The 22,797-nt window shown below is 57.3% G+C and carries 13 protein-coding genes; 3 read left to right on the top strand and 10 right to left on the bottom strand.

Translation table 11 applies throughout. From position 1 onward, the window contains the following. Positions 1 to 100: 100 nt before the first annotated feature. The 4 genes from IPP88_12055 to IPP88_12040 form a co-directional block, all read right to left on the bottom strand. A complete protein-coding gene (locus IPP88_12055; GenBank protein MBL0123423.1) occupies positions 101 to 1,111 on the bottom strand; it encodes a LacI family DNA-binding transcriptional regulator in 1,011 nt (336 codons plus the stop codon). Positions 1,112 to 1,286: 175 nt separating this feature from the next. Next, positions 1,287 to 3,854, bottom strand: coding sequence for a glycoside hydrolase family 3 C-terminal domain-containing protein (locus tag IPP88_12050; GenBank protein MBL0123422.1), 2,568 nt, complete (start codon positions 3,852 to 3,854; stop codon positions 1,287 to 1,289). A 297-nt stretch (positions 3,855 to 4,151) separates the two neighbouring features. Next, a complete protein-coding gene (locus tag IPP88_12045) occupies positions 4,152 to 6,926 on the bottom strand; it encodes a TonB-dependent receptor (protein ID MBL0123421.1) in 2,775 nt (924 codons plus the stop codon). Positions 6,927 to 7,538: 612 nt separating this feature from the next. After that, positions 7,539 to 7,688, bottom strand: a complete 150-nt coding sequence (locus IPP88_12040) for a hypothetical protein (GenBank protein ID MBL0123420.1) — start codon at positions 7,686 to 7,688, stop codon at positions 7,539 to 7,541. A 26-nt stretch (positions 7,689 to 7,714) separates the two neighbouring features. Here IPP88_12040 and IPP88_12035 point away from each other — a divergent pair, with 26 nt between their 5' ends. The 3 genes from IPP88_12035 (at position 7,715) to IPP88_12025 (ending at position 13,024) form a co-directional block, all read left to right on the top strand. Next, complete coding sequence (locus IPP88_12035; GenBank protein MBL0123419.1) at positions 7,715 to 9,979, top strand: glycoside hydrolase family 3 C-terminal domain-containing protein; 2,265 nt, start codon at positions 7,715 to 7,717, stop codon at positions 9,977 to 9,979. Between the two features lie 7 nt (positions 9,980 to 9,986). Beyond that, positions 9,987 to 11,816, top strand: coding sequence for a beta-glucuronidase (locus IPP88_12030; protein MBL0123418.1), 1,830 nt, complete (start codon positions 9,987 to 9,989; stop codon positions 11,814 to 11,816). Between the two features lie 380 nt (positions 11,817 to 12,196). Continuing rightward, positions 12,197 to 13,024, top strand: coding sequence for a hypothetical protein (locus tag IPP88_12025; GenBank protein MBL0123417.1), 828 nt, complete (start codon positions 12,197 to 12,199; stop codon positions 13,022 to 13,024). 33 nt (positions 13,025 to 13,057) lie between these two features. Here IPP88_12025 and IPP88_12020 read toward each other — a convergent pair whose 3' ends face one another. The 6 genes from IPP88_12020 to IPP88_11995 form a co-directional block, all read right to left on the bottom strand. Continuing rightward, positions 13,058 to 13,513 (bottom strand): response regulator, encoded by a 456-nt coding sequence (locus IPP88_12020; GenBank protein MBL0123416.1) that lies wholly within the window; start codon positions 13,511 to 13,513, stop codon positions 13,058 to 13,060. Further along, positions 13,494 to 13,892, bottom strand: a complete 399-nt coding sequence (locus IPP88_12015; protein ID MBL0123415.1) for a GHKL domain-containing protein — start codon at positions 13,890 to 13,892, stop codon at positions 13,494 to 13,496. The genes IPP88_12020 and IPP88_12015 overlap by 20 nt, the downstream gene beginning before the upstream one ends. After that, entirely contained in the window at positions 13,847 to 16,897 is a 3,051-nt protein-coding gene (locus IPP88_12010) for a PAS domain S-box protein (GenBank protein ID MBL0123414.1), read from the bottom strand. Before IPP88_12010 ends, IPP88_12015 begins: the two co-directional genes overlap by 46 nt. Positions 16,898 to 17,131: 234 nt before the next feature. Further along, on the bottom strand, positions 17,132 to 17,617 hold the full coding sequence (locus IPP88_12005; GenBank protein ID MBL0123413.1) for a GNAT family N-acetyltransferase: 486 nt from the start codon (positions 17,615 to 17,617) through the stop codon (positions 17,132 to 17,134). A gap of 164 nt (positions 17,618 to 17,781) precedes the next feature. Next, positions 17,782 to 18,609, bottom strand: coding sequence for a carbon-nitrogen hydrolase family protein (locus tag IPP88_12000; GenBank protein MBL0123412.1), 828 nt, complete (start codon positions 18,607 to 18,609; stop codon positions 17,782 to 17,784). Between the two features lie 44 nt (positions 18,610 to 18,653). Then, positions 18,654 to 22,763, bottom strand: a complete 4,110-nt coding sequence (locus IPP88_11995) for a TIGR02099 family protein (GenBank protein MBL0123411.1) — start codon at positions 22,761 to 22,763, stop codon at positions 18,654 to 18,656. Positions 22,764 to 22,797 lie beyond the last annotated feature (34 nt).

Here is a 22,797-nt window from a genome sequence, read left to right as displayed (position 1 = left end):
TTCAGAATGCCACGGTAGCCGACGGCGCATTTTCCGGAAACAAGGCAAATACCCAGCGTCTCCTGAAGCGCCTGCGCCACAAAACTTTCAAAGTGCCGAGCTACCTCGATGGCGCTGCCAGAGACGCGCGCGGCGTGATGCTTACCGCAAATTTTCTTTCAATCGGCTTGTTCGATTCGTAGCAGCGATTGAGCAGCCAGTGGAGTCCGTTCAACGTCACGTCACGCCAGGGAATATGGACCGTCGAAAGCCTCGGCGAAGAGTATTCCGCGGTTTGGGTATCGTCGTATCCCAAAACAGAAACCTTCGCGGGAACCGCAATACCAGCCTCCTGGAAATATGAGAGCGCCCCCACCGCCATCTCGTCGTTCGCACAGAAAAGCGCGGTAAATTTATGCTTGGATGCGACCAATTTTGCCGCTGACAAATAACCCCCTTCCGTCGAAAAGTCACTCTCGAAAGAAAGTACTTTGGCGGGGTCAACACCGCAACGTTCGAGTTCTCCCAAAAAGCCCGCAATGCGTGCAACGTTATCAGGCGACGTCGAGGGGCCGGCAATGATTGCAAATTTTCTGTGCTTCAAGTCAAGCAGCGTCTTCGCGGCAAGCTTTCCCCCCTGCTTATGGTCTGCGGAAAAGCACTGATCGCGAATGCTCCGGTAGTAGTGATTCAAAATGACGAGCTTCGCCTGTTTGGGGCCTAATGCCGCGATGTCCTGCTCATGTAACGCATTGCTCATGACGATCAGGCCATCACAGCCTCTTTCAAGCAAAAATTCGATGCCTTCGATCGCCTGACGGCGCGCGTCTCCGACGCCGGTTCCAAATGCAACGACCATGTGCTGCCCGTTTGCGCGCAGCTCCGTGTCAATGACCTGCAGTATCGGTGTATAGAAGGTTCCCTTGAGAAGCGGAATGTATACCCCGATCATTTGCGTTGAACCAGTCAACAGGGAGCGCGCCGCGTGTGACGGCCGAAATTCCAGGGTTTCGATGGCTTTCCGGACTCGCTCCGCTGTCGCTTTGGAAACCGCGCCTTTGCCGCTAACGACACGCGACGCCGTACCAAGTCCCACACCCGCCAAACGGGCCACATCTTTTATTGTCGCCACAGCGCCCTATCCAAGAGTTGACGGTTGAGTGTACGGGAAGAGGAAATTATAGAGAACAATGCCTGCAAGCCCAAAATCCCCGAAATCGATCTCCACGAATTCGGCCCTTTTTTGCCGTAGCGTCTTACCGAAGTCTTCGCGTCCAATTAACTTGTCGTCTCAAGGCCTCAAGGTTTCAACGACATATCATCGCGTCCACATCCTTGCCTGCGTCAGCAACAATCTCAATGTTGGTAAATGCCGCCGACCACGGCCCATCCGTCAACACACTAAATGGCACATCAACTTTTGACAGATCCGCGCCGTACGCAGCGAAGCAGGACAACGGAATTTTCACGACTTGCTTGCCCTTGCCGAAGGCTCCCTTGAACAACTCAGTGGTGTCAATCTTGCCCTCGCAATTCAATCCACATCCGATTGACATGGACACCGGCCGCTCTGGCGATTGAAGCACCACAACTTCAAACTTGAGCGCGCCACCCCGGGAAGCATAGGACTGCAGGTTTATCTTGTCCGTCGAGCGGGCAAGAAATCGCGCTGCGCTTAGCCAAGTTACTTTCCGGGCATCTTGTTGAGTGTTTATCTGGGTGGTTTCAACCCGGACGGCGGGATTGGCGGGGGGAAGGATTAGTGTGCCAACGACTTCCTTGCTTACCTGCGTATCGAACGACGTTCCCGTTACGCTGGTTACAAATAGCGAGGCAGCGGAATGCAGTGACCGGCCGAAAATCTGCATGCCACCGGGCTCCGTGCAACCCGGCCCTTCATTGATCGGCAATACGCCGACAGTATTCTTGTTTCGATATGTCAGGCCATATCCTCGCTTGAACAGATGAGCATCGCCCATGACAAGCGATCCGGCCGCGGCAGGACATTCATTCTTGGGCCACGCGAAAGGGAGACGACCATGGAAGTCCAGGTTGACCCGGCCCGCTTTGTTTCGAAAGAGCACATCGGTAACGCCCTTGCCTTCTGTGCCCGGCAGCCATGCGGCCACCAAGGCGTCCGACGCATTCAGCAGGTCATTGGCATACACGACGCGGCCGGACAACAGTACCGTAATCACCGGCTTGCCTTTCCCATGGACCGCCTTCAATACCGCCAGATCCTCGGGGTATCGACTACTGTGGCGCAGCGATTCTGTCGGCGGAATATCTCCTTTTCCTTCCGCATAGGGCGTCTCTCCGACAACGGCAATCACGACATCAAATTCGCGGGGATTGACGCCCACCGCGGATTCGCTGAAGACCACATTTTTCAGGCCCGCCTGTTCGCGAATACCCGCGAGGATCGAATCGCCAGATGGAAAATCAGCATTCGAATTTTCAGTACCCTGCCAGGTCAGTGACCAGCCGCCCGTTTGATCCTGCAGACTATCGGCGCCCTTGCCGACAACCAGAATTTTTTGGTTTGCCTTTAACGGCAACACGCTATGGTTATTCTTCAGTAGCACCAGTGACTTTTGCACAGCGCGTCTTGCCAGTGCCCTTGACACGATCGCATCGGCCTGCCCGGCGAACTTCCCTTTCGAGGGCCGGAGATCAAATAGTCCCGCGCGCATCTTGACGCGCAAAATGCGGGTCACGGCATCATCGATTCGTGCCATCGGAATCTCACCACTTTGCACTTGCGCAATCGTTTTCGCGATGAAGTTACGCCAGTCGTCAGGCACCATTACCATGTCAATGCCAGCATTGATCGCTTGCGGGCATTGGGCGTCCGAGCAACCAGGCACTTGCGCGATCCCGTTCCAGTCGGAAACAACGAATCCGTCGAATCCGATTTTGTGTTTCAAGACTTCCGTCAAGAGCAACTTGCTGCCGTGCATCTTTCCATGGTCAATGCCGGATGCCGCATCGGTCCAGCTATGAAACGAGGCCATCACCGTCTGAGCCCCCGCCGACAACGCGCCGTAGTAGCCCATTCCATGGACGTTGATCATTTTTGACACGGTGGATGTATTGAGACCCTGGTCCTTTCCCTGCACCGTACCGCCGTCACCAATGAAATGTTTTGCCGTTGCAACGACATTGCCGTCATCCCCGAATTGGCCTTGCAGACCCTTCGTATAGGCGTATCCATAGGCTTTCACCAAGGCGCCATCATCCGAAAAGCTCTCATAGGTTCGTCCCCAGCGGCTATCCTGCACAACCGCAAGCGTTGGCGCGAAAACCCAGTTGATGCCCGTCGCGCGCACCGCCTTGCCGACAGAAACGCCGATCTCGCGTATCAACTCAGGATCCCGCGCGGCACCAAGCCCAATGTTGTGCGGGAAAATCGTCGCGCCAAATACGTTGTTGTGTCCATGGACTGCGTCCGTGCCCCAAATCACCGGAACCTTGATCTTCATGTCAGTTGACATCGAAGCGTCGTAATATTGGTCCGCAAGTTTCAGCCAATCATTGATTCCCGCATGTTTGTTTCCACCAGGCCAGCTCCCGCCCCCATTCAAGACTGAACCAAGATAGAACTCCTTGACCTGCGAGGGGGTGACATTTTTGATCTCGGGCTGGGTCATCTGTCCAATTTTTTGCGCCAGGGTCATTCCGTCAACGATTGTCTTTATCTTCGCTTCCAATTGCGCGTCGGGCGCGATAGCACTCTTGATTCGCGGCCAATCAGAAAGCATCAATTCTGCTTTCTCCAGCCCCTGACCGTGCTTCGCCCCGGCGGTGGCTGCTTTTGCCAACGTCGCGTGCATCACGACTGCTATACACAGGATCGATGCAACCGCGTTGCGCATTTGGCGGAGATTTGTACAACAAGGTACTAGATTGATTTCAGGCATTTTTTTCTCAAATTAAATTGGCTAAATGAGCCTGTCGGCCTAGGCAGCTGGGGCGACAAACTTTGTGCGCAATGGACTTTGTCTGACGGATTCAACTGCATCAATTCGTCCGTCGAGAGGCTTTGCCCGAAGATATATGCACTTCCGCAGAAACGCAGATCCAACCTGCGTCAGGTTCTTCAAGCGGGTCGGAAATAAAAAAATCCCCCAGCCCAAATCACTGGGTGGGGGACTTTTTCATGGTACGACTGGTTAATACTTGTAGTTCACGCCCAGCAAATATTGCCGACCGTATTTGTTGTACTCCGCGGGAGCAATAGCATCGCCAAGACCGTTACCCAGCTTGGTCGCATAGGCTGAGTTTGTCAGGTTATTGACTTGCAGCAGCACTGAAAGCCCCTTCAAGCTTCCCGACGTAAACTCGTATCCGGTCTGCATGTCAATTTGCTTGTCGGCCAGGATTTCCGTGAATTCACGCGCGTTGTGCAGCCCGTTGATTTCGCCGCGGAATGCCGAGCGATATCGTTGGCTGACACGGGCAGAAAATCCACTCTTCTCGTAATACAAGGTCAGGTTGGATACAACACCGGACAAACCAGGCAGTTTAGCTTTCGACCCCGGCCCGTCAGGCGAAACACTGCTTTCGGTATACGAACTACTGGCCACCATGCCGAAGCCTTCCAGCGCCGCAGACACCAAACTGGCATCAAGCGACGTGCTCAGTTCCACCCCATTTACGTGGCCGCCTTCACCATTTGCCGGCCGGGTGAAGATACCCAATGGGTTCTGCGGCGTAGGCAGCGGCGGATTGCTGGTGTTCGGGAACGCCGAGAAGTTGCCGATGATTTGCTGGGTGTAAATGTAAGTGCCCAGTTCTTTGTAGAACCCGGCGAACGCCACATAGCTACGCTTGCCGATGTATTGCTCGAACGACAGGTCGATATACTTGGCGCGCCAGGGCTGCAACTCCGGATTGCCACCGCTGCCACCCCATTTCGTTGTGCCATCGGTGTTCTTCGTGATGTTCACATCGGCACCTGCCTTCATGTCATCCATGCGGGCACGGGCAAGTGTTTTACCAAGGCCAAAGCGAACAATGCGGTCATCGCCAAGTCCGAGCTTCAGGTTCAGGCTGGGCAGTACGTCATTGTAGGTGGTGCCGCGGGTGACTTCGGAGAATACACCACTGAGTTTGGACCAGCCATGCGAGCTTTGGTCGGTACGAATAACTTGCAGACCGATGTTACCGGTCAACGGCAATCCGCCGACGACGGTGTCAATGCCCAGCTTGGCAAAGGCAGTGGTGACTTTTTCGCTGACTTCGTAATTGCGGTTGATGATCTGGTCGACGGCCTGCGGCTTAAGGTCATAGAGCGAGGTCAATGCGCCCATTACGTCATAAGCCAGCACGCCGGGAATTCCGGCAAAACCCAGTGAAGTAGCGGGCTGCAACAGGTTGGACGGCACCGCAATGGGCGCACGGCCATTCTTCAAGTCGGCTGCCAGCTCATTCATCTCGCGGTCTTTGGTGCGGACCGTGTAATTGGCACCGAAATCCAGCCCACTGAAGGCGCCTGACAGATCTTTCTTGCCCTCGAGACGCATCGCCTTGATCTCATCCTTGACCTTGGGCATCTTCCAAAGACCGTCGTGACCCCAGCCGGCCGGATCAGTCAACTTGACTGTGGAGACATTCGCAAAGTTAACGTTAGGTGACATCGACGGGAAGCCACCGTCAGGATTCACAACGTAGTTGAACGTGGTCTTCGCTTTCGACGTACCGTCGAAAGCGGTCGCGTAGGTTTCGATGACGTTTTCCTTGCGCGTGGCGCTGGAGTAACTCAGGTCCGCCACAGCGGACCAGCCGTCGGCGACCTTGAACATCGTGTTCCAGCCCACTGACTTCAGCACATCTTCGCGCGTGTTGAGGTCATTGCGCACCACCATGTTTTCCACACCCGGGAACGTGGCTGCGGTCACAAATGTGGTCGAGTTACCCACCGGCGCGGTTTTTACGTTGCTAAGTGTGGCGCCCGGGGTTCCGCCCCAACCGTCACCCATGCTGCCCATCAGGCCGCGCATGGTTTCGTTCTTCTTGAATTTGGAGTAATACAGGTCAACCGTGCTGTGCAAGTTATTGTTGGGCTTGAATTCCAGCACGCCCATCAGGCCGTCGCGTTTCTGCGAACGCGAGATGGCCGTCGCTTCGAAACCGTTTAGGTAGGTGACGCCGGGTGGCAGGCCCTTTAGCGGGCTGCAACCCCAATCAGCGATGTGTGCCAGGCAGTTGGCCTCGTCCTGGTAGCCCCATGCCTTGTAATGCAGTTCCTGACCTGGCGAATCCAGGTGCGCAAAGCCCACGGCCACGCCGACGGTACGGTTGGCGAACTGGTCGACATAGGAGGCGCTGAAGCGATTGCCCTTGCTGTCCGTATTGTCGTTGACCGAACCATTGGAGTTGGATTCAACGCGGGCATTCAGCGATACCCTCCGACCGCTGACATCGAGCGGACGTATCGTCTTCAGGTCCACGGTACCTGACAGTCCTTGGCCGATCAACGAAGCATCCGACGTCTTGTAAACCGTGGCGGCGTTGATCAGTTCCGACGGAAACTGATCGTACTCAACCGAGCGGTTGTCGCCAGTGGTGACCTGTTCGCGCCCATTTAGCAGGGTGCCCGCAAAGTCAGGCGACAAGCCACGAATGGCGATCACCTGGGCGCGGCCACCCACGCGCTGTCCCGCCAAGCCAGGCAAGCGGGCCAGTGACTCGGCGATGCTGACGTCTGGTAGTTTGCCGATGTCTTCAGCCGAGATCGCCTCGACGATGGAATCGGAATTTCTCTTCGTATTTACCGAAGTCTCAACGGACAGGCGGATACCGGTGACCACAATGGTGTCGGCGACTTCATCCGTCTTTTTCTTCGCATCGACTGGTAACGGCGCTTGTTGGGCATATGCGGCACTTGCGGCAAAGAGCACGCTGGATACCGCGGCGGCAATGGGACGCATGGCTAGGGATGGCATGCGCTGGTCTGATTTCTGGCGGCGCGATTGGGCTTGGCGATTCATCAATACTCTCCTCGGTTGAAATAAGCGTTACGTTCGCGGCCAGTGTTGCTGGCTCTCTGGAAACAAGTTTCAACGCTGTCCCACTCGTGATTGGAAACGTTCCCACTTGATCTGGCGCAATATATCACCCAACGATTTTCAATGTCAATCGAACTTGCACGAACGCAAAAAAATGGTGCTTTTTCGCAACAACGCACACCCAGCCAAGGGCTGGGGCACCGCGGAATGACGAGGGAATCCCAGTGAAAAATGGGGAGCACCGGTTCCACGCCGGACCGAATGTGGGGCGAAATTCACGAATCAGAAAAGAGCCTGTTCACCTTGCCGCGAAGCGTGTGGCATACGTCTCAGGTGCGGCCACAAGCCCGCAAGTAACAAGTCTCATGTCAATGTCCAGCATTGGTGCGGTTTTTTCGGCATTTTCGGCCTGCGAGCCGCTCCAGTGCTAGCGTATTGTGCTGAGACATGCCTTGCATATTGGCCACCTATCGTCTTTCCAACCCTGGCGGGACGGAACATCACGCCAATATCGGAATGAAATGCGGCCCTGCCCCGGCGCCTTCCGGGTCATGCATTTACAACAGTACGCAGATAAATCGTGTGAACCAGTGCGCTCGGGCTTGGATCCCTTTCCAAAATGGTAATCGTTTCCAATTCCAGCGAATTTGATACAGTATTGGCGGGAATCACGTCATCAACTTCAATTGAGCTGGTCATTCCCGATTGCCTGAAAGCCCTGCCAAATGTGTCAAATCACCAAAGACTTCGCTAGAGCATTTCTCACTTCATTCGTGCTCGTGCTGCCGCTCGCGCCATCGCTTTCGTTCGCATCCACGGAAAGAAGGGTGAACGAAAAAGTCGAGGCCCTGCTCGCGCAAATGACCATGGAAGAAAAAGTTGGCCAGCTCAACCAGTATTCAGCCGACTGGAATGTCACCGGCCCGGTGAACTTCAAAGGCAACCACAAAGATGGAATTCGCGCTGGCCACATCGGCACGATGCTGAACGTGATGGGAACGACCTATACACGCCAGCACCAGGAAGCCGCGATGCAATCGCGGCTGAAAATCCCGTTGTTGTTCGGACAGGACGTGATCCACGGCTACAAGACCACCTTTCCCATTCCGCTTGCCGAAGCAGCCAGCTGGGATATGGACGCGATCAGGAAATCGGCGAGGATCGCGGCCACGGAAGCCGCGGCAAGCGGTATCCACTGGACCTTCGCGCCGATGGTGGATATCGCTCGCGACCCGCGCTGGGGGCGCGTCATGGAAGGCGCCGGTGAGGATACCTATCTCGCCTCGCGCATCGCCTATGCACGCGTGAAGGGATTTCAGGGTGACAAGCTCGGCGACATCAATGCCGTGATGGCCTGCGCCAAGCACTTTGCGGCCTATGGCGCGGCGGTCGGCGGGCGCGATTACAACTCAGTGGACATGAGCGAGCGAATGCTCCGGGAAACCTACCTGCCGCCGTTCAAGGCCGCGCTGGATGCCGGTGCCGCGACCTTCATGAACTCGTTCAATGACCTGAATGGCATTCCAGCGACCGGCAGCAAATATTTGCAGCGCGACATTCTAAAAGGCAAATGGGGGTTCACGGGATTTGTGGTTTCCGACTGGGGCTCCATTGGCGAAATGATCAATCACGGTTATGTGAAAGACAGCAAAGGGGCCGCCCTCGCCGCGATCACGGCCGGCAGCGACATCGACATGGAAAGCAACGCCTATCGCAACCATCTGGGCCAGTTAGTCGCGGAAAACAAAGTGCCAATGGCGCTGGTGGACGATGCCGTGCGCCGCGTGCTGCGAAAAAAATTTGAACTGGGACTTTTCGATGACCCCTATCGCTTCAGCGATCCGGCAAGGGAAAAATCGGTACTCGACAACCCCGCGCATCGCAAGTTCGCGCGAGAAATGGCGGCAAAGAGCATCGTCCTGCTGAAAAATACCGATCGCATTCTGCCGCTCTCACGGAATGTGAAGACCATCGCTTTCATTGGCCCCCTGGTGAAAACGGTCAAGGACAATCACGGTGGCTGGTCAGTCACGTTTCCGGGATTGGACTATTCAAATTTCATCGTTACGCAATGGGATGGCCTGAAAAACAAACTGGGCAACGGCACCCGGCTGTTGTACGCGAAAGGTAGCGAAGTCGAAGGCGAAAACCGTGACGGTTTCGCCGAGGCCATCGAGATCGCGAAGCAGGCGGATGTGGTCATCATGAGCATCGGCGAAAATGCTGGCATGAGCGGCGAAGCGAAGAGCCGCAGCAACATCCATTTGCCGGGTGTCCAGGAAGAACTCGTCAAGGCAATTCACGCTACCGGAAAACCCGTTGTGGTTCTGATCAATGCGGGCCGACCGCTGATCTTCAACTGGACCGCCGACAATGTGCCGGCCATCCTATACACATGGTGGCTTGGCAGCGAGGCCGGCAACGCCATCGCCGACGTTTTATTCGGCGACATCAATCCGTCCGCCAAGTTGCCGATCACGTTTCCGCGTAGCGAGGGCCAGATCCCCATCTACTACAACCACTTCAACACCGGTCGCCCGTCGAAGACCGAAATGGCGACGCAATACACCAGCGCCTATACCGACTTGCCTAACTCACCGAGATTTCCATTCGGCCATGGCCTGAGTTACGCCGAATACCAATATGCCGATTTGAAACTCGACAAGCCCAAGGTCCGTGGGAAGGAAACCCTGAATGTCACGCTGAGCGTTACTAACACCGGCAAGATTCAAGGCGAGGAAATCGTGCAATTGTATTTGCGAGACCTGGTCAGTTCCGTGGTGCGCCCCGTCAAGGAATTGAAGGACTTCCAGAAGATTTACCTGCGACCAGGCGAAACCCGGGCGGTCACGTTTGTCGTCGACAGGGAGAAGCTCTCCTTTTACAATGAAAAACTGCAATGGCAGGCGGAACCCGGCGAGTTTGAATTGATGATCGGCGCATCGTCGGCCGATATTCGGCTGCGAACGACTTTCGAGTTGGTCGAGTAGCGCCATGATGAGGCTGCTGAAATCCGGATTCCTGCTGTGGTTAGTACTGCTGTTGCCCGCAGCGGCCGAGGCGGAAGATCTTCTCACCAACGTGATGAACCGCAAGCTCACCCCGCTCAATGGTCCGTGGCACTACATCGTCGACCCGTATGAAACGGGCTATTACAACTACCGCCGTCAGCCCTACGACCAGCAGAAAGAGAGTTCGACTTCGGCCTTCTACAACAACTATCACGCGAAGAATAAAGCGGAACTCGTCGAATACGATTTCGATTTATCGCCGACGCTGGCCGTTCCAGGCGACTGGAATTCTCAGCAGGAAAAACTCTTCTACTACGAGGGAACGATTTGGCTGAAACGTTCCTTCGATTTTAATCTTGCCAAAGCGTCCAATCGACTGTTCGTGCATTTCGGTGCCGTCAACTATTTGGCCGAAGTCTATTTGAACGGCATTAAGCTGGGCACGCACGAAGGTGGTTTCACGCCTTTCAATTTCGAAGTCACTCGCATCGTCAAGCCGACGAATAACTACCTCGTCGTCAAGGTGGACAACACACGCCGCAAGGAGGCCGTGCCCACCATCAGCACGGATTGGTGGAACTACGGGGGCATTACCCGGGATGTGGTACTGATCGAGGAACCCGGGTTCTTTATTCACGATTACGGCATCCAGTTGAAGAAAGGCGCACCCAATACCGTCGCCGGCTTCGTGCGGCTGAACGGCGCGCACGCGAATGAAAAAGTTTCAATCGTCATTCCGGAACTGAAGATTGAACGCGCGGCCGCGGTGAATGCGGAGGGTATCGCCCAATTTGAATTCGAAGCCAGAAACATCAAACACTGGTCGCCGCTTTCACCGAAGCTCTATGAGGTTTTCATCAAGACTTCCGGGCAAACGCTCAAGGACAACATCGGCTTCAGAACCATCGAAACCCGCGGTGCCGATATCGTGTTGAACGGCAAGCCCATATTTCTCCGCGGCATTTCCATCCACGAAGAAAATGCACAGAAAGGTTCGAGGGCGCATAGCGAGGCCGACGCCCTCATCGCACTAACCTGGGCCAGGGAACTCGGCTGCAACTACGTGCGTCTGGCTCACTATCCTCACAATGAACACATCATCAGGCTGGCGGACAAAATGGGCATGCTGGTATGGGAGGAAATTCCTGTTTACTGGACTGTTGATTTCGCCAATCCGGCCACACTCGCCAACGCGAAAAACCAACTATCGGAAGTCATCATCCGTGACCGCAATCGCGCCTCCGTAATCATCTGGTCAATGGCCAATGAGACGCCTCCATCGGAAACGCGAAACACATTCCTGCTGAACCTGATCGCGCATTCGAAAAGCCTCGATACAACGCGACTCATCAGCGCCGCGCTGGAAACACGCCAGGAAAACGGCGTCTCAATCGTCGACGACAAGATCGGTGTGCACCTGGATATCGTCGCGTTCAATCAATACCGCGGCTGGTATGGCGGCGCGCTGCATGACGCGCCGGACGCAAAATGGGATATTCGCTTTGACAAGCCGGTGGTGATTTCGGAATTCGGCGGTGACGCGCTGCAAGGGTTGCATGGGCCGCGTGAGGATCGCTGGACCGAGGAATATCAGGAGTATCTGTATGTGCAAAATCTGGCGATGATGGAGAAGATCCGCAACTTCCGCGGGCTAAGTCCGTGGATCCTGGCCGATTTCCGTTCACCGCGACGGGTGTTGCCCAATATTCAGGACGGCTACAACCGCAAGGGGCTGATCTCCAATCGCGGCGTGAAGAAGAAGGCATTTTTCACATTGCACGATTTCTACCGGAAAGTGGAACTGACGTATCCGTAAAAAAGCACACAACACCAGCACCGGTGCGCCTTTCCGGGACATTTTGCCTGGAAAGCCCCGCCAGTGCTGGTGTTTTGATACGATTTCGACACTCTTTGGAATCCGTCATTCCGGCGTAGGCTGGAATCCAGTCCGTTCGTGTTGTCAAATACTTGGACGGGGCTGGGTCCCAGCCTCCGCTGGGACGACGAGGTTTTAGAAAGTTCCCATGACAGTCCAATTCTGAACATCTGAAAAGCAGTCGCGCGGGCGCGCACTTGCTTCACTGTGTACGCGCAGGCGCAAACGACACTTCAATAGCCTTCGCACCATGCGGCCTCAATATTTCGCGGTTCGCGCCGATATTTATCTAACTGTCATGTTTCCGATACGAGGTTTTGTTGAGCACACCCCAATCCACCGCCGCAGTTCGCGGGGGAACGCCGGACTCGCGAGCGAAGCCGCGCAGTTCCCGATCCGCCACCGAAGAACCGGTGGTGGTGGAAAGCCTATGGGGACACGCCATGCGAGTGCTGCGGTCCCGTCTGAGCGCTGCCGCCATGGCCATTCTCGATCCGGGCATCGCTCTGCTTTTGCGACTGCGCAAAGGTGCCGGAGGGGTACAGGAGGCACCCGATGACGGCCGGCCCAGGGATCGACTGAACAGTCGCCACGAGGCCGCGGCGGCCCCCGCCGAGGCAATGCTGGTCGCGCCGAAACCCAGACGCCGCTTCCGCAACTTTCTGGTCTATTCCAGCGTATTGCTGGTCAGCATCGGGAGCGGCGGAATGCTTGCCTACAATCTGTTTGCAAAATTGCTCGATCACCAGTTTGCGGAAACCCGGCGCCTGGAAGAAAAGATTACCAAGCACGCCAAGTCCACCGAGACCATCCAGAAGAAACTCACTGAAGCGCAAACAAAGCGCACGGAAGCGGAGAAAAAGCTCGCGGTAACCATCGCCGAATACAAGGTCGCCACTACCGAAAAACAGCAGAAGATCGATGCCATGGAAAAACGGCTCAATCTGACACTCGCCAGCGAACGTGGCCCCCAGTCACCGCTGGAATCGCCAGCACATCACCGTAACACGGTCGTGGCAAGCAGTACCAGCAAAACCAGCCGCATTACTGGCCAAGTCAAGGCGGGTGAGGTCAAGACCGGCGATTGCAAGCTGGAAGGCGGCAATTTTTCTGCCCTGAAGAGTTGCATCGAAGAATTTAACCGCTAGCAGCCTGCATGCTTCGCTGCGTTGTATTCGGCGTCAAATATCCAGCGAACTCCCTGCCGAATTGATCCTGGTCCAGTAGGTGACGATCGCATGGACCGCCTCCTTGAACTGCTTGGCCCCCATCGGCTTGATCACATACGAGTTCACGCCCGCCTCATACGCCTCGGCCATGTCGGTGTCGCTGGCCGAGGCCGAGAACATGACGATCGGGACGGCCTGAAAGGCTTTCACTTTGGCGATCTCGCGCATCGCCTCCACGCCGCTCATCATCGGCATCTTGTTGTCGAGGATCACCAGCGCCGGCAATCCCGCCGGCCGGTCGGCATATTTGCCCCGCCGGTGCAGGTGATCGAGCACCGCGAAGCCCTGGCGGGCGACGTCGATGCGGTACGGCAGCTTCAGGTCGTCGATGGCCATCGAGATCAGTTCGACCTCGCCTTCGTCGTCGTCGACCACGAGGATGGCGCTGTCAGGCAGGATTGTGTTCATCGCTGGAGGCCTCCGCTTGCAGGGTGAAAGTGAACGTGGCGCCGGCCCCCGGGGTCGATTCGGCCCAGACGCGGCCGCCGTGCTTTTCCACCAGGCGCTTGACGATGGCGAGCCCGATGCCGGTGCCGGGGTATTCGCCGGGGTCGTGAAAGCGCTGGAATAGTCCGAAGAGTTTGCTGGCCCGGGCCTGGTCGAAGCCGACGCCGTTGTCGCGAATATAGTAGGCGGTGACTTGGTCTTCCCGGGCGTGGCGGCCGATCTCGATGGCGGGATGGGCGGCTCGGGCGCTGTATTTGATGGCGTTGCTGATGAGGTTGGTGAGTATTACCCGGATCAGGGCGCGGTCGCCTTCGACGGCGGGAGTGGGCCGAGACGCCATTCAATGGGGCCATGGCGGGCGGCATCGGCGGAGGCGGCTTCCGTCAACTCCGCGACCAGCGCGTTCATGTCGATCGGTTCGCGCTCGACCGGTTTGAAGCCGAGTTTCATGTACGAGAGCATGTCTTCGACCAGTTGTGCCTGGCGGTTGGCCGAGGCGGTCATCAGGCTGAGCCAGCGTTTGCCTTGTTCGGGGATGGTGGCACCGTAGGCGTCGGTCAGCCGCACGGCGAAGCCGGCTACGAGGCGTGCCGGCGCGCGCAGGTCGTGCGCGAGCGTGTAGGTGATGGTTTGCAGCTCGGCGTTGGCCTCGACCAGGTTGCGGGTGCGTTCGCTGACGATGATCTCCAGTTCTTCGTTGATCCGTTGCAGCGACTCTTCGAGGCGCTTGCGTTCGCTGATGTCCCGGCTGACGCCAAGGATGCAGATGAATTCCCCCGCGTTATTTCGCACGGGAGAAATAGTCGCCTCGGTCCATACCGTCGTCCCATCCTTGCAAGGCTGCTGGAGTTCGCCGCGGAACTCCGGGAAGGGCAGGCCCTCGCGTACGGCAACGATGGCCCGCTCCAGCCCTGCTTTCGCGATGGGGACGGATGAGGGCGACAGTGCCTGCTCCAGCGACTGTTGCATCACTTCGGCGATGGTGTAGCCACGAAGCTTTTCAACCGAGGGGCTGACGTAAGTGAAACGGCCTTCAAGGTTCATCGTCCAGATCACATCGGTCGCGTTGTCCGCCAGCATGCGGTGCCGCTCCTCGCTGGTACGAAGCGCTTCCTCGGCCCGCTTGCGTTCAGTGATGTCCTGCAATGCACCGATCAGCTTGATCGCCCTGCCGCCCTCCATTACGACGGAGCCCTGATCCCGTACCCAGATGCGCCGCCCCGTCCCGGTGATCATCTGCAGCTCAAGATCGAATGGCGTACCGCGCTCAATCGTAATCTGCGCCGCGGCCTGGACGATGGAACGGAATTCGGGGGCATAAAAACTGACGTCGGGAGCTTGCTTTGGCGTCACGGGCGCCGCCGATTCGAGAATCCGACAGGTTTCCGGTGACCAGAATGACTTCATGGTCCGCAGATCCAGCTCCCATCCTCCCACCATTGCGAGTTCACCCGTGCGGCGCAGAAGCTCGGCGGACCTGGCGATCGTTTCCTCGGCGTGTTTGCGCGCCGTGATGTCCTCATAAACCCCGAGGATTCCAATGACGTCGTTGTGCTGATCCCGCAGTGGCACCTTTGACGTTCGAAGCCAGATCACGCCGCCATCGGGCGTTGTCTGTTGTTCATCATAGGACAGCTTGGCGGCACCGGATGCCATGACCGCGCGATCATCGGCACGATAACTTTCCGCTTGTGCAGCCCAGCCCAATTCGAAGTCATCCTTTCCAAGCAGTTCTTTCGGATGCGTCACGCCGGCATCCCTGGCGAACGCCATGTTGCAACCGAGATAACGCAGGTCGAGATCCTTCCAGAAAACCCGCATGGGCGCGGTATCAATGACCGTTCTCAGGAGATTGCGCGATTCGGTTATCGCGGCCTCCGCGGCTTTGCGTTCGCTGATGTCGCGTGCAAAACCGACCGTGCCAAACACCTCTCCATCAACCACCACCGGTGACTTGTAAGTTTCAAACCATCTATGCTGTCCGTCTGCGACAATCAATTCGTCGACCTGCTTGCTGACCCCGCTTGCCAATACTGCCCGGTCATCCGCGCGGTAGCCTTCCGCCAATTCCGGTATCGCAATATCCAGATCGTTCTTGCCGATCAGCGAATCCGGCGTCGGCCATCCGAAACCGGTCGCAAACGCCTGATTCACGGCGAGGAAGTTACTTTCCCGGTCCTTCAGCCACACCCTGAACGGAAAATTGTCGAGCACCGCCCGCTGGTAAAGGTCCTTTTGCCGCAGGGCTGCATCGCGTTGCTTAACGATTTCAAGCAGGCGGTTAAAACCCGCAATCAGTTGGCCGATCTCGTCGTTATGAGCCACCGGCAATGGCTGCAAGGGTTTGGCGGTATCGGACATCGTCGCCATCGATTTCAATGTTGCGGCAATCGGCGCGAGTTCACGGCGCAACATCCACCATATAAGTACACCGGCAAGCAGTGTCAGGAATATCGTGGCGGCCAGTCTTTGCATCAGCATCGCGCGCACGGGGGCAAACACGACGGACGCCGGCATCGATGTCGATACCGCCCAACCCGCGACTGGAACGCTCTTTGCCGAAGCCAGCACCTCGACGCCAAACTGATTGGTGTAAACAGCGTAGCCCTCATAGCCGGTAACAAAGCGGTCGATTGCCGGGACGACGCCCGGTTCAGGGAGCGTCGCCATGACGCGGCTTTTATCCGACGCAGTGACAATTAGCCGGTAGTGCGGCGCGACGATAAAATAGCCACCCGCCTTGCCGTTTCGTCTCTCCGTTATTCTGTCGAGGAAATTGGGCAGCCCGAGGCTTGTCACCCCCGCCATGGCGCCGATGACGCCGCCTTGTGCGTTGCGAATGGGCGCCGCAATAACGAAAACCGGTGCTTGCAACGCTCTGCCAATGATTGGCCGGCCAATGGCCGTCTTGCCTTCCTTGAGCGGCGCAATGATGTAATCCCGGTCGATGTAATTGACGCCGACGCGTCCGGTCGGGACTGGCGAATCCGCAATCGCCGTCCAATCCTGGGACAGCGCAAAGACTCCCGCATTGAATAGCGTGTGAAGCACAACACGCTGATCGAGGAACTTCTGTAGCGCGACCGGATTCCCCAGCAGCGATGGGTCGATCGCGTGCGCAATCAGTTCAAGGGCCTTGACGCGGTCCTCCAACTCTTGATTGACCTCCGCCGCAACGGAGGTGACAGCGGAAAGCTGCTGTTCGCCCAACAGCCGCTGCATATCCTGACGCAGTATCCAGGAGGAAAGGAAAGCCATCGACAAGGCACTGATCACGAAAATAGCCAGCGTGAAAAGCGTCACTCTCGTTTTTAGCGACCGGGTCTGAAAGATATTCCAGTTCATGCTGACTTTCCGCCGCGGTTGGCGGGACAATTCCTTCGCCACCATCCTGCACCTGAATGGCGCGCATGGATGTGTCATTTATCACAGTAGTACCGCCTAAACATCCACATGTGTTGATGCAGGTCAACAGTGCGTGAATGACCTTCGCTTGGGGGGAGGTGTGGTGCGATTGATTGCCTGGACCGCCGCATCAAGGGGGTCACGCGAGGTCACACGAAATCTTTTCGGTTCAAATCACTCGCGCCCGGCGTTCAGATTCTTGCGCATATTGATACTCGTGACGCCATATCCGAGCTTCGCATACAGGGCCTGCGCGCCCGGGTTATGGGCAAATACGTGCAGGCCAATACTCGATACGCCAAGGTCCCGAACCCGTGGCTCGATCGCCTTCAGTGCGGCCATGGCATGTCCTTTCCTGCGAAACGCGGGCTTGACCTCAACGTCGTAGACAAAAGCGTGACGGAGCCCGTGCGTTTCCTCGATAGCGAACCAGATGAATCCGACCGTTGGGCCACTTTGCGCGGTTTTGATCTCGAATAGATAATTGTCTGGTGTGTCCAGTCCCTGCGGGAGCGAACTGCGAAAATCCGCGTGGGATCGCGACAAGGCGCCCTCCTCGGGCCAGCGACCGGCATCGACGTTATCCTTTGCGTAGCCGGCAATGGCGGTCTCCAGGTATTCGCTGAAGGCTTCGGCAGTGATGGGGACGAGCACGGTCATGACATTTCCTTGGCATCCGGGAGTTGTTGAATTGCGGGGCGCTCTGCATCGCGAATCGCTAAAGAATTAAACTCAAGCACTGGCGCGACTTTCCGAGCACAAATGGCCTGAAAGTCGCGCCAGTGCTTGAGTTTAGTCCACGATTAGAGTGGGACGGGAATCCGCTACTTCAGCCCCAACGTCCGATGCGTCAGCGCCGGCAGGCTTTTGCGAATCGTCTGCTGATAATGCGGATTGATGCCCGCCACGACCACGCCTGACCCGCGCGGCAGGCGATCAAGGATGACACCCCATGGATCGACGATCATCGAGTCTCCGTGTGTTTCACGTCCATTGACGTGAAAACCGCCCTGCGCGGGTGCAATCACGTAGGCCAGGTTTTCAATCGCGCGGGCGCGAATCAGCGCCTCCCAATGCGCCTTGCCGGTGGTGGCGGTAAAGGCCGACGGAACGACGATGATGTTGACATCTCCCATCGCCCGATAAAGTTCAGGGAAGCGCAGGTCATAGCAGATCGACAGGCCGATGCGGCCATACGGGGATTCAACCACCACCACTTTGTCGCCGGCTTCGATGGTGCGGTCTTCCGAGAAATTCTCCGCGCCCAGTGCCAGATTGAACAGATGAATCTTGTCGTAGCGCGCCACCTGTCTGCCTTCCTTGTCGTAGACGAGGCAGGTATTTCGCACCTTGCCGGGAACGCTGGATTCCATGGGAATCGTCCCGCCGATCAGCCAGATGCGATGCTTTGCGGCAATCTCGGACATCCATTGCTGGATCGGACCGTCGCCGGGTTTTTCGCGTACCGCAACCTTGTCGGTTTCCTTCATGCCCATGATGGCGAAATACTCGGGCAAAACAACAATGCGCGCACCGATGCTCACCGCCATGTCGATGAGCCGCGTGGCCTCTTCAAGATTTCCCGCGACCTTTGGGCCGCTCGCCATCTGGATCGCCGCCACGCGAAAGAAGGATTGCGTCGACTGGCTCATCTTTTGGAGCGCGTCGGGAATCTCGGCGGTGCTTCGCGTAATGATCATGGCGTTTTCCTGGCGGTATCGGCCGACGGTGTAACAGGTGTGACGGGCGCGTTCTTCTTGATCGGTTCGGATTGGGGATTATCCCACGGCCCCGTGATCGACAACTCATAGGAAAGCACGCCCTCAAGCAATTTCGACACCGCATACACGCCGGCACCGACGACCGGCGTCAGAAATACTGCCGCGCCGAGCGCCGCGCCCTCACCCACCAGCGGTGACACTTTTGTCTTCAGATTGACCAGCTCCGTCGGCAACGAGACCTCGCCGGATGTCTTGATGTACGCGGCCGGCCCCTTGATCTCGAAGTTATCCGTGGACATGATGCCATTGGCGATCTTTACGTCGCCCTCGATTTTGTTGAACGCGAGGCCTTCGGAAAAAATGTCCCTGAAATCGAGCGTGATGCGGCGTGGTAACGACTGCAGGCTCATCAGTCCGAGCAGCTTGCCGGCGCCCGGATCCATCTTGGCAAATCTGCCATCGCTGGCACTGATCTTGAAATTACCCGACAGGATGCCTGTCTGAAATTGATTGACATGGCCAGGCCACGAGAGCTGCCCCTCAAGCCTGGCGTGGCCACCCTTCAGGTAATCGCCGTAACCGAACTGATTGAACAGTGCGTTCAGATTCGACGTTTCCATTTTCAAGTTCATTGACGTTTGCGACTTGCCCGACCCGCCCTGCGGATCGCCGTAGCGTTGCCACAGTCCCTGCATCTCGAGTTTGGCGTGTCCGTTCGTGATATTCAGCTGGTCTATTTTCCAGTTGACGCCCTGCGGCGTGGCACGCAATTCGAGCTTGCCGAGTTCACGATCCTTGAAGGTAAATTTCTCGGCGACGATATCCAACGCCGGAAAATCCGGCTCCTTGCCCGGTTCAATGGGTGCAGGCGGCGGTACAGCCGGGGACGCTGAACTTGCTGCCAAGGCCGGTGTTTCATCGGTCAACGTGAATCGTTGCAGTCGCGCCCTCACTAAACCACGATCGCTGAACGCGGCCGGGCGCCACGTGAAATCACCACTCGCCTCAACGCTGTCGACATTCATGTGCCAGCCGCTGGAGCCGTGGCGGCCCTTCAGCGTCATGGCTTTGAACGGGCGCCCGTATGCCAGCAAGCCGCCGAGCTTGAAGTCGAATCCTGCAATCGGCGATTCGTTTCTTGCGCCAGCACTGTCAACTTTCGGACTAACGCCGGTAATCGGTGCTTGCGAAAAAGTGTCAAAGGCAGCACGCCACCCATCAAAATCAAAATATGCCATGGTGCCCGCTAACCACATTCCCTCCGGCAACGCGCTATCTCCGACGGGATCGCCGACGCTGGCGATGCCGCCAAACAGGCCGCCTTTGGCCATCCCGCGGGCATCGAATCGCCGCTGAAAGCGCGCGTCGATGCGAGTGTCAGAATTGTCGGCCGCTGGCGTCGCCGCCGGAGCGTTGCCCGCCATCGTGACGCGGATTTTTTCGCTGGCGTGTCCGGTATTGCTGAACACCACGCGTAACTTGCGGGTTTCGTCCTGACGTTTCGCCAGGGGCGCGGGCAAGGTTGATGCGATGCCTGCCATTGTCGATTCGATGACCACCTCGACATTGTCCGCCCCTTTCGGCAGGACGCGTCCGGTGAAATCCGTCGTGCCGGCAACCTGCTGCGGCAAACGGAAAGGCAGGATATCGCCCAGCTGCGTCACGTCCGCACGCGCATTGAAATCGACCGTCACCGGCGTTTCGCCTGCGCCGGCGATACTCACCGTGAGCGGATTCTCGAACGCCACGCCGGCGAGGCCCATGCTCTTCACGCTTGACTCCGTGAACGCCACGCTGCCATTGAGGCCGGTGATATCGACGCCGCGTTCACCCAGCGCAAGCACCTTTGCGCGGCTGCGCGTGACCGCGTATTTGCCATTTACCCTGGCCTGCTGCTTTGAACCCAGGAAAAACATCAGCCCAAGTTCCAGCTTGCCGGGACCTTCCAGCGCAACGTGCCGCGTGAAGGCGCCAATGTTCTCGATCAGTGGACTTTCCTTCAGGTACCGCGTCATATCTTCGGCGCGCACATCGGCGGTTCCGTGGATAGTCAGCACGGGGGGGGAACCGGAAAAATCATCGATGGCGACAGTGGTTTGCCTCAGTGGCGCGTTGAAAATCTTCGCGGTGTCGACTTTCGCTTCAAAACGCGTGTTCTCGAAGGTGAGTGTACCGTTGATATCGTTCGCATCCGGCCAGCCTTCTAGGTATCGGAAGTCGATGTCCTTTACCTTGGCGTCAATGCGGAACTGCCCACCCTTGCCGTGTTGATAGGGGAAATCGTACAACGCACCTTTGAGGATGAAATCGACCGACGTCACGTCGCCGTCGCGGGTCGCACTCTCGATGTAGGCCCGCGTATCGGCGATGCCATTCGGCAGATAGTCAGGGACGCGAATTGCCTTGATGCGCTCAAACTTGCCCTTGAGATCCAGCGAGCCCGGGCCTTTTTCCTCGGCCGCACGCGGGCCATCCGCGCGATAGCGCCAGTAGCGCCCGGAAAACTCACCGGAAAGATCGTCATTGGCGAATTTCACGCCACTCAGCGTTAGTTCCACCAATTCGGGGGTGACTTTCCATTCGCCTTCCGTTTCAAGGCTGGAGAAAGTCAATGGCACGCGAAAGACCCGCGGCGCATCCAGACGCAAATCCTTGGACGTCACGGCAAATCGGCCGCCTTGCTCGTTGCCGTCCACGGTGCCGGAGAATCCGGACACGCCAGGCACGCTATCGGCCGTGAGTGAACCGAATTCGGTGAGCTTGCCTTTGATCTTGTAGGTGATCGGATTACCGGGCGCGCCAGTCCACGAAAACACGGACTGCTGCACCACGCCGCGCGGACTGAAGCGCGCGAAACCCGCGCGCATTTCCTTGCCAATCGGAAAATATTCCAGCAGCGCGGTCATGACCTTGAGATCGATGCCATTCGCCGTGATTTCACCCGTCGCCCTCGCGACCTCCGACTGATGCTGCAGCGTCACCGAGAAATCGGCGGCGGGTGACGTCACGCCTTCGCGGGTACGAAATTCCAGCGCCTTGCTGCGGACGGTAAATCCGCCATCCAGGGCGACATATTCGATCCGTCCTGCGAGCTTCGCGATCTGCAACGGCGCCAGATCGTTGGCTAGTTGCGCGCGGGCATTGACGAGGTTTACATCGGCCGTAATGCCGCGGATGGGATTGAACGCAGCGACCGCTTTGCCGTCTGTGGTGTCCGCGGCGACCGTAGCGACCGGCACGCTGGACAACGGGGCAGCGGTGCTATCGATATCAATCCAGGCGCGCACATTGCCAAAACCCGATTGCAGCGCATCGGGAAGCGTAATGTGTTGACGGATTTCGGCAAGATTGGCTTCGTTCAGCACCGTGTATAGCGAACCCGCGACTTTCCAGCGCCCGCTTTCCCGGCCGATATTGACAGTGCCGCGCATTTCCACGTTTCTGGCTTGACCCGCGGGTGGTATGGCCACGACACCAAAAGCGTGGCCACCAGTGCGTTTTTCCAGCAACAGCCCCACATCCGTAAATTTCACCGGCTGACCCGGGGTCAGTTCATCGGTCCATGTCAGTGTTGCATTGTGAATCGATACGCCTGGTTGCTCGAGCAGGGCTTCGAGAAGCCGGCCATCATCTTCAACATCTTGCGGCTGGTTCAGCGCGCGTCCGGCGAAATAGATGAGGCCATCCTTGCCTCGCGAGAGCGCCAGCTCCGGCCCGGTAAGCGCGACATCGGCAAAGCGGATCTGGCCAACAAACAGTGACCACCACGAAAGCGCGGCCTGAACTCGCGGTAATCGCAACGCCTCGGACCCGGCTTCGCGCTTGGTGGCGTTGGCGGGCTCCCGCAGAACCACATTTTCCAGCTCCACATAGGGCCGGAATCCCGCCCAGCCGCCCCGAATGGCGGATGCCGACACATCCATGCCGGTCGCGGACGCCGCCCGGCTGACGATATCGCCTTGATAGCGCTCGATGTTCGGCATGACGACGTACTTGACGGTCAACACCAGCACCACCAGCAGCATCGACGCCACCACGCAGATCCAGAATATGGCCTTCGTACCGGTCTTTCCGACGTGGAACACTAACTTTTTGATTTTTCGGCTTCCTGGTTGTCAG

This window comes from Betaproteobacteria bacterium, from assembly GCA_016720925.1.
Taxonomy (GTDB): Bacteria; Pseudomonadota; Gammaproteobacteria; order Burkholderiales; family Usitatibacteraceae; genus UKL13-2.
The sequence above is the reverse complement of the archived record's forward strand: the minus strand, read 5'-3'. Positions and strand labels throughout refer to the sequence as shown.

Bases quoted from the DNA above. Each gene is read 5' to 3' on its own strand.
- IPP88_12050 (MBL0123422.1), bottom strand. From the start codon at position 3,854: ATGCGCAACGCGGTTGCATCGATCCTGTGTATAGCAGTCGTGATGCAC.
- IPP88_12045 (MBL0123421.1), bottom strand. From the start codon at position 6,926: ATGCCATCCCTAGCCATGCGTCCCATTGCCGCCGCGGTATCCAGCGTG.
- IPP88_12040 (MBL0123420.1), bottom strand. From the start codon at position 7,688: ATGACCAGCTCAATTGAAGTTGATGACGTGATTCCCGCCAATACTGTA.
- IPP88_12035 (MBL0123419.1), top strand. From the start codon at position 7,715: ATGTGTCAAATCACCAAAGACTTCGCTAGAGCATTTCTCACTTCATTC.
- IPP88_12030 (MBL0123418.1), top strand. From the start codon at position 9,987: ATGAGGCTGCTGAAATCCGGATTCCTGCTGTGGTTAGTACTGCTGTTG.
- IPP88_12020 (MBL0123416.1), bottom strand. From the start codon at position 13,513: ATGAACACAATCCTGCCTGACAGCGCCATCCTCGTGGTCGACGACGAC.
- IPP88_12015 (MBL0123415.1), bottom strand. From the start codon at position 13,892: ATGGCGTCTCGGCCCACTCCCGCCGTCGAAGGCGACCGCGCCCTGATC.
- IPP88_12010 (MBL0123414.1), bottom strand. From the start codon at position 16,897: ATGAACTGGAATATCTTTCAGACCCGGTCGCTAAAAACGAGAGTGACG.
- IPP88_12005 (MBL0123413.1), bottom strand. From the start codon at position 17,617: ATGACCGTGCTCGTCCCCATCACTGCCGAAGCCTTCAGCGAATACCTG.
- IPP88_12000 (MBL0123412.1), bottom strand. From the start codon at position 18,609: ATGAGCCAGTCGACGCAATCCTTCTTTCGCGTGGCGGCGATCCAGATG.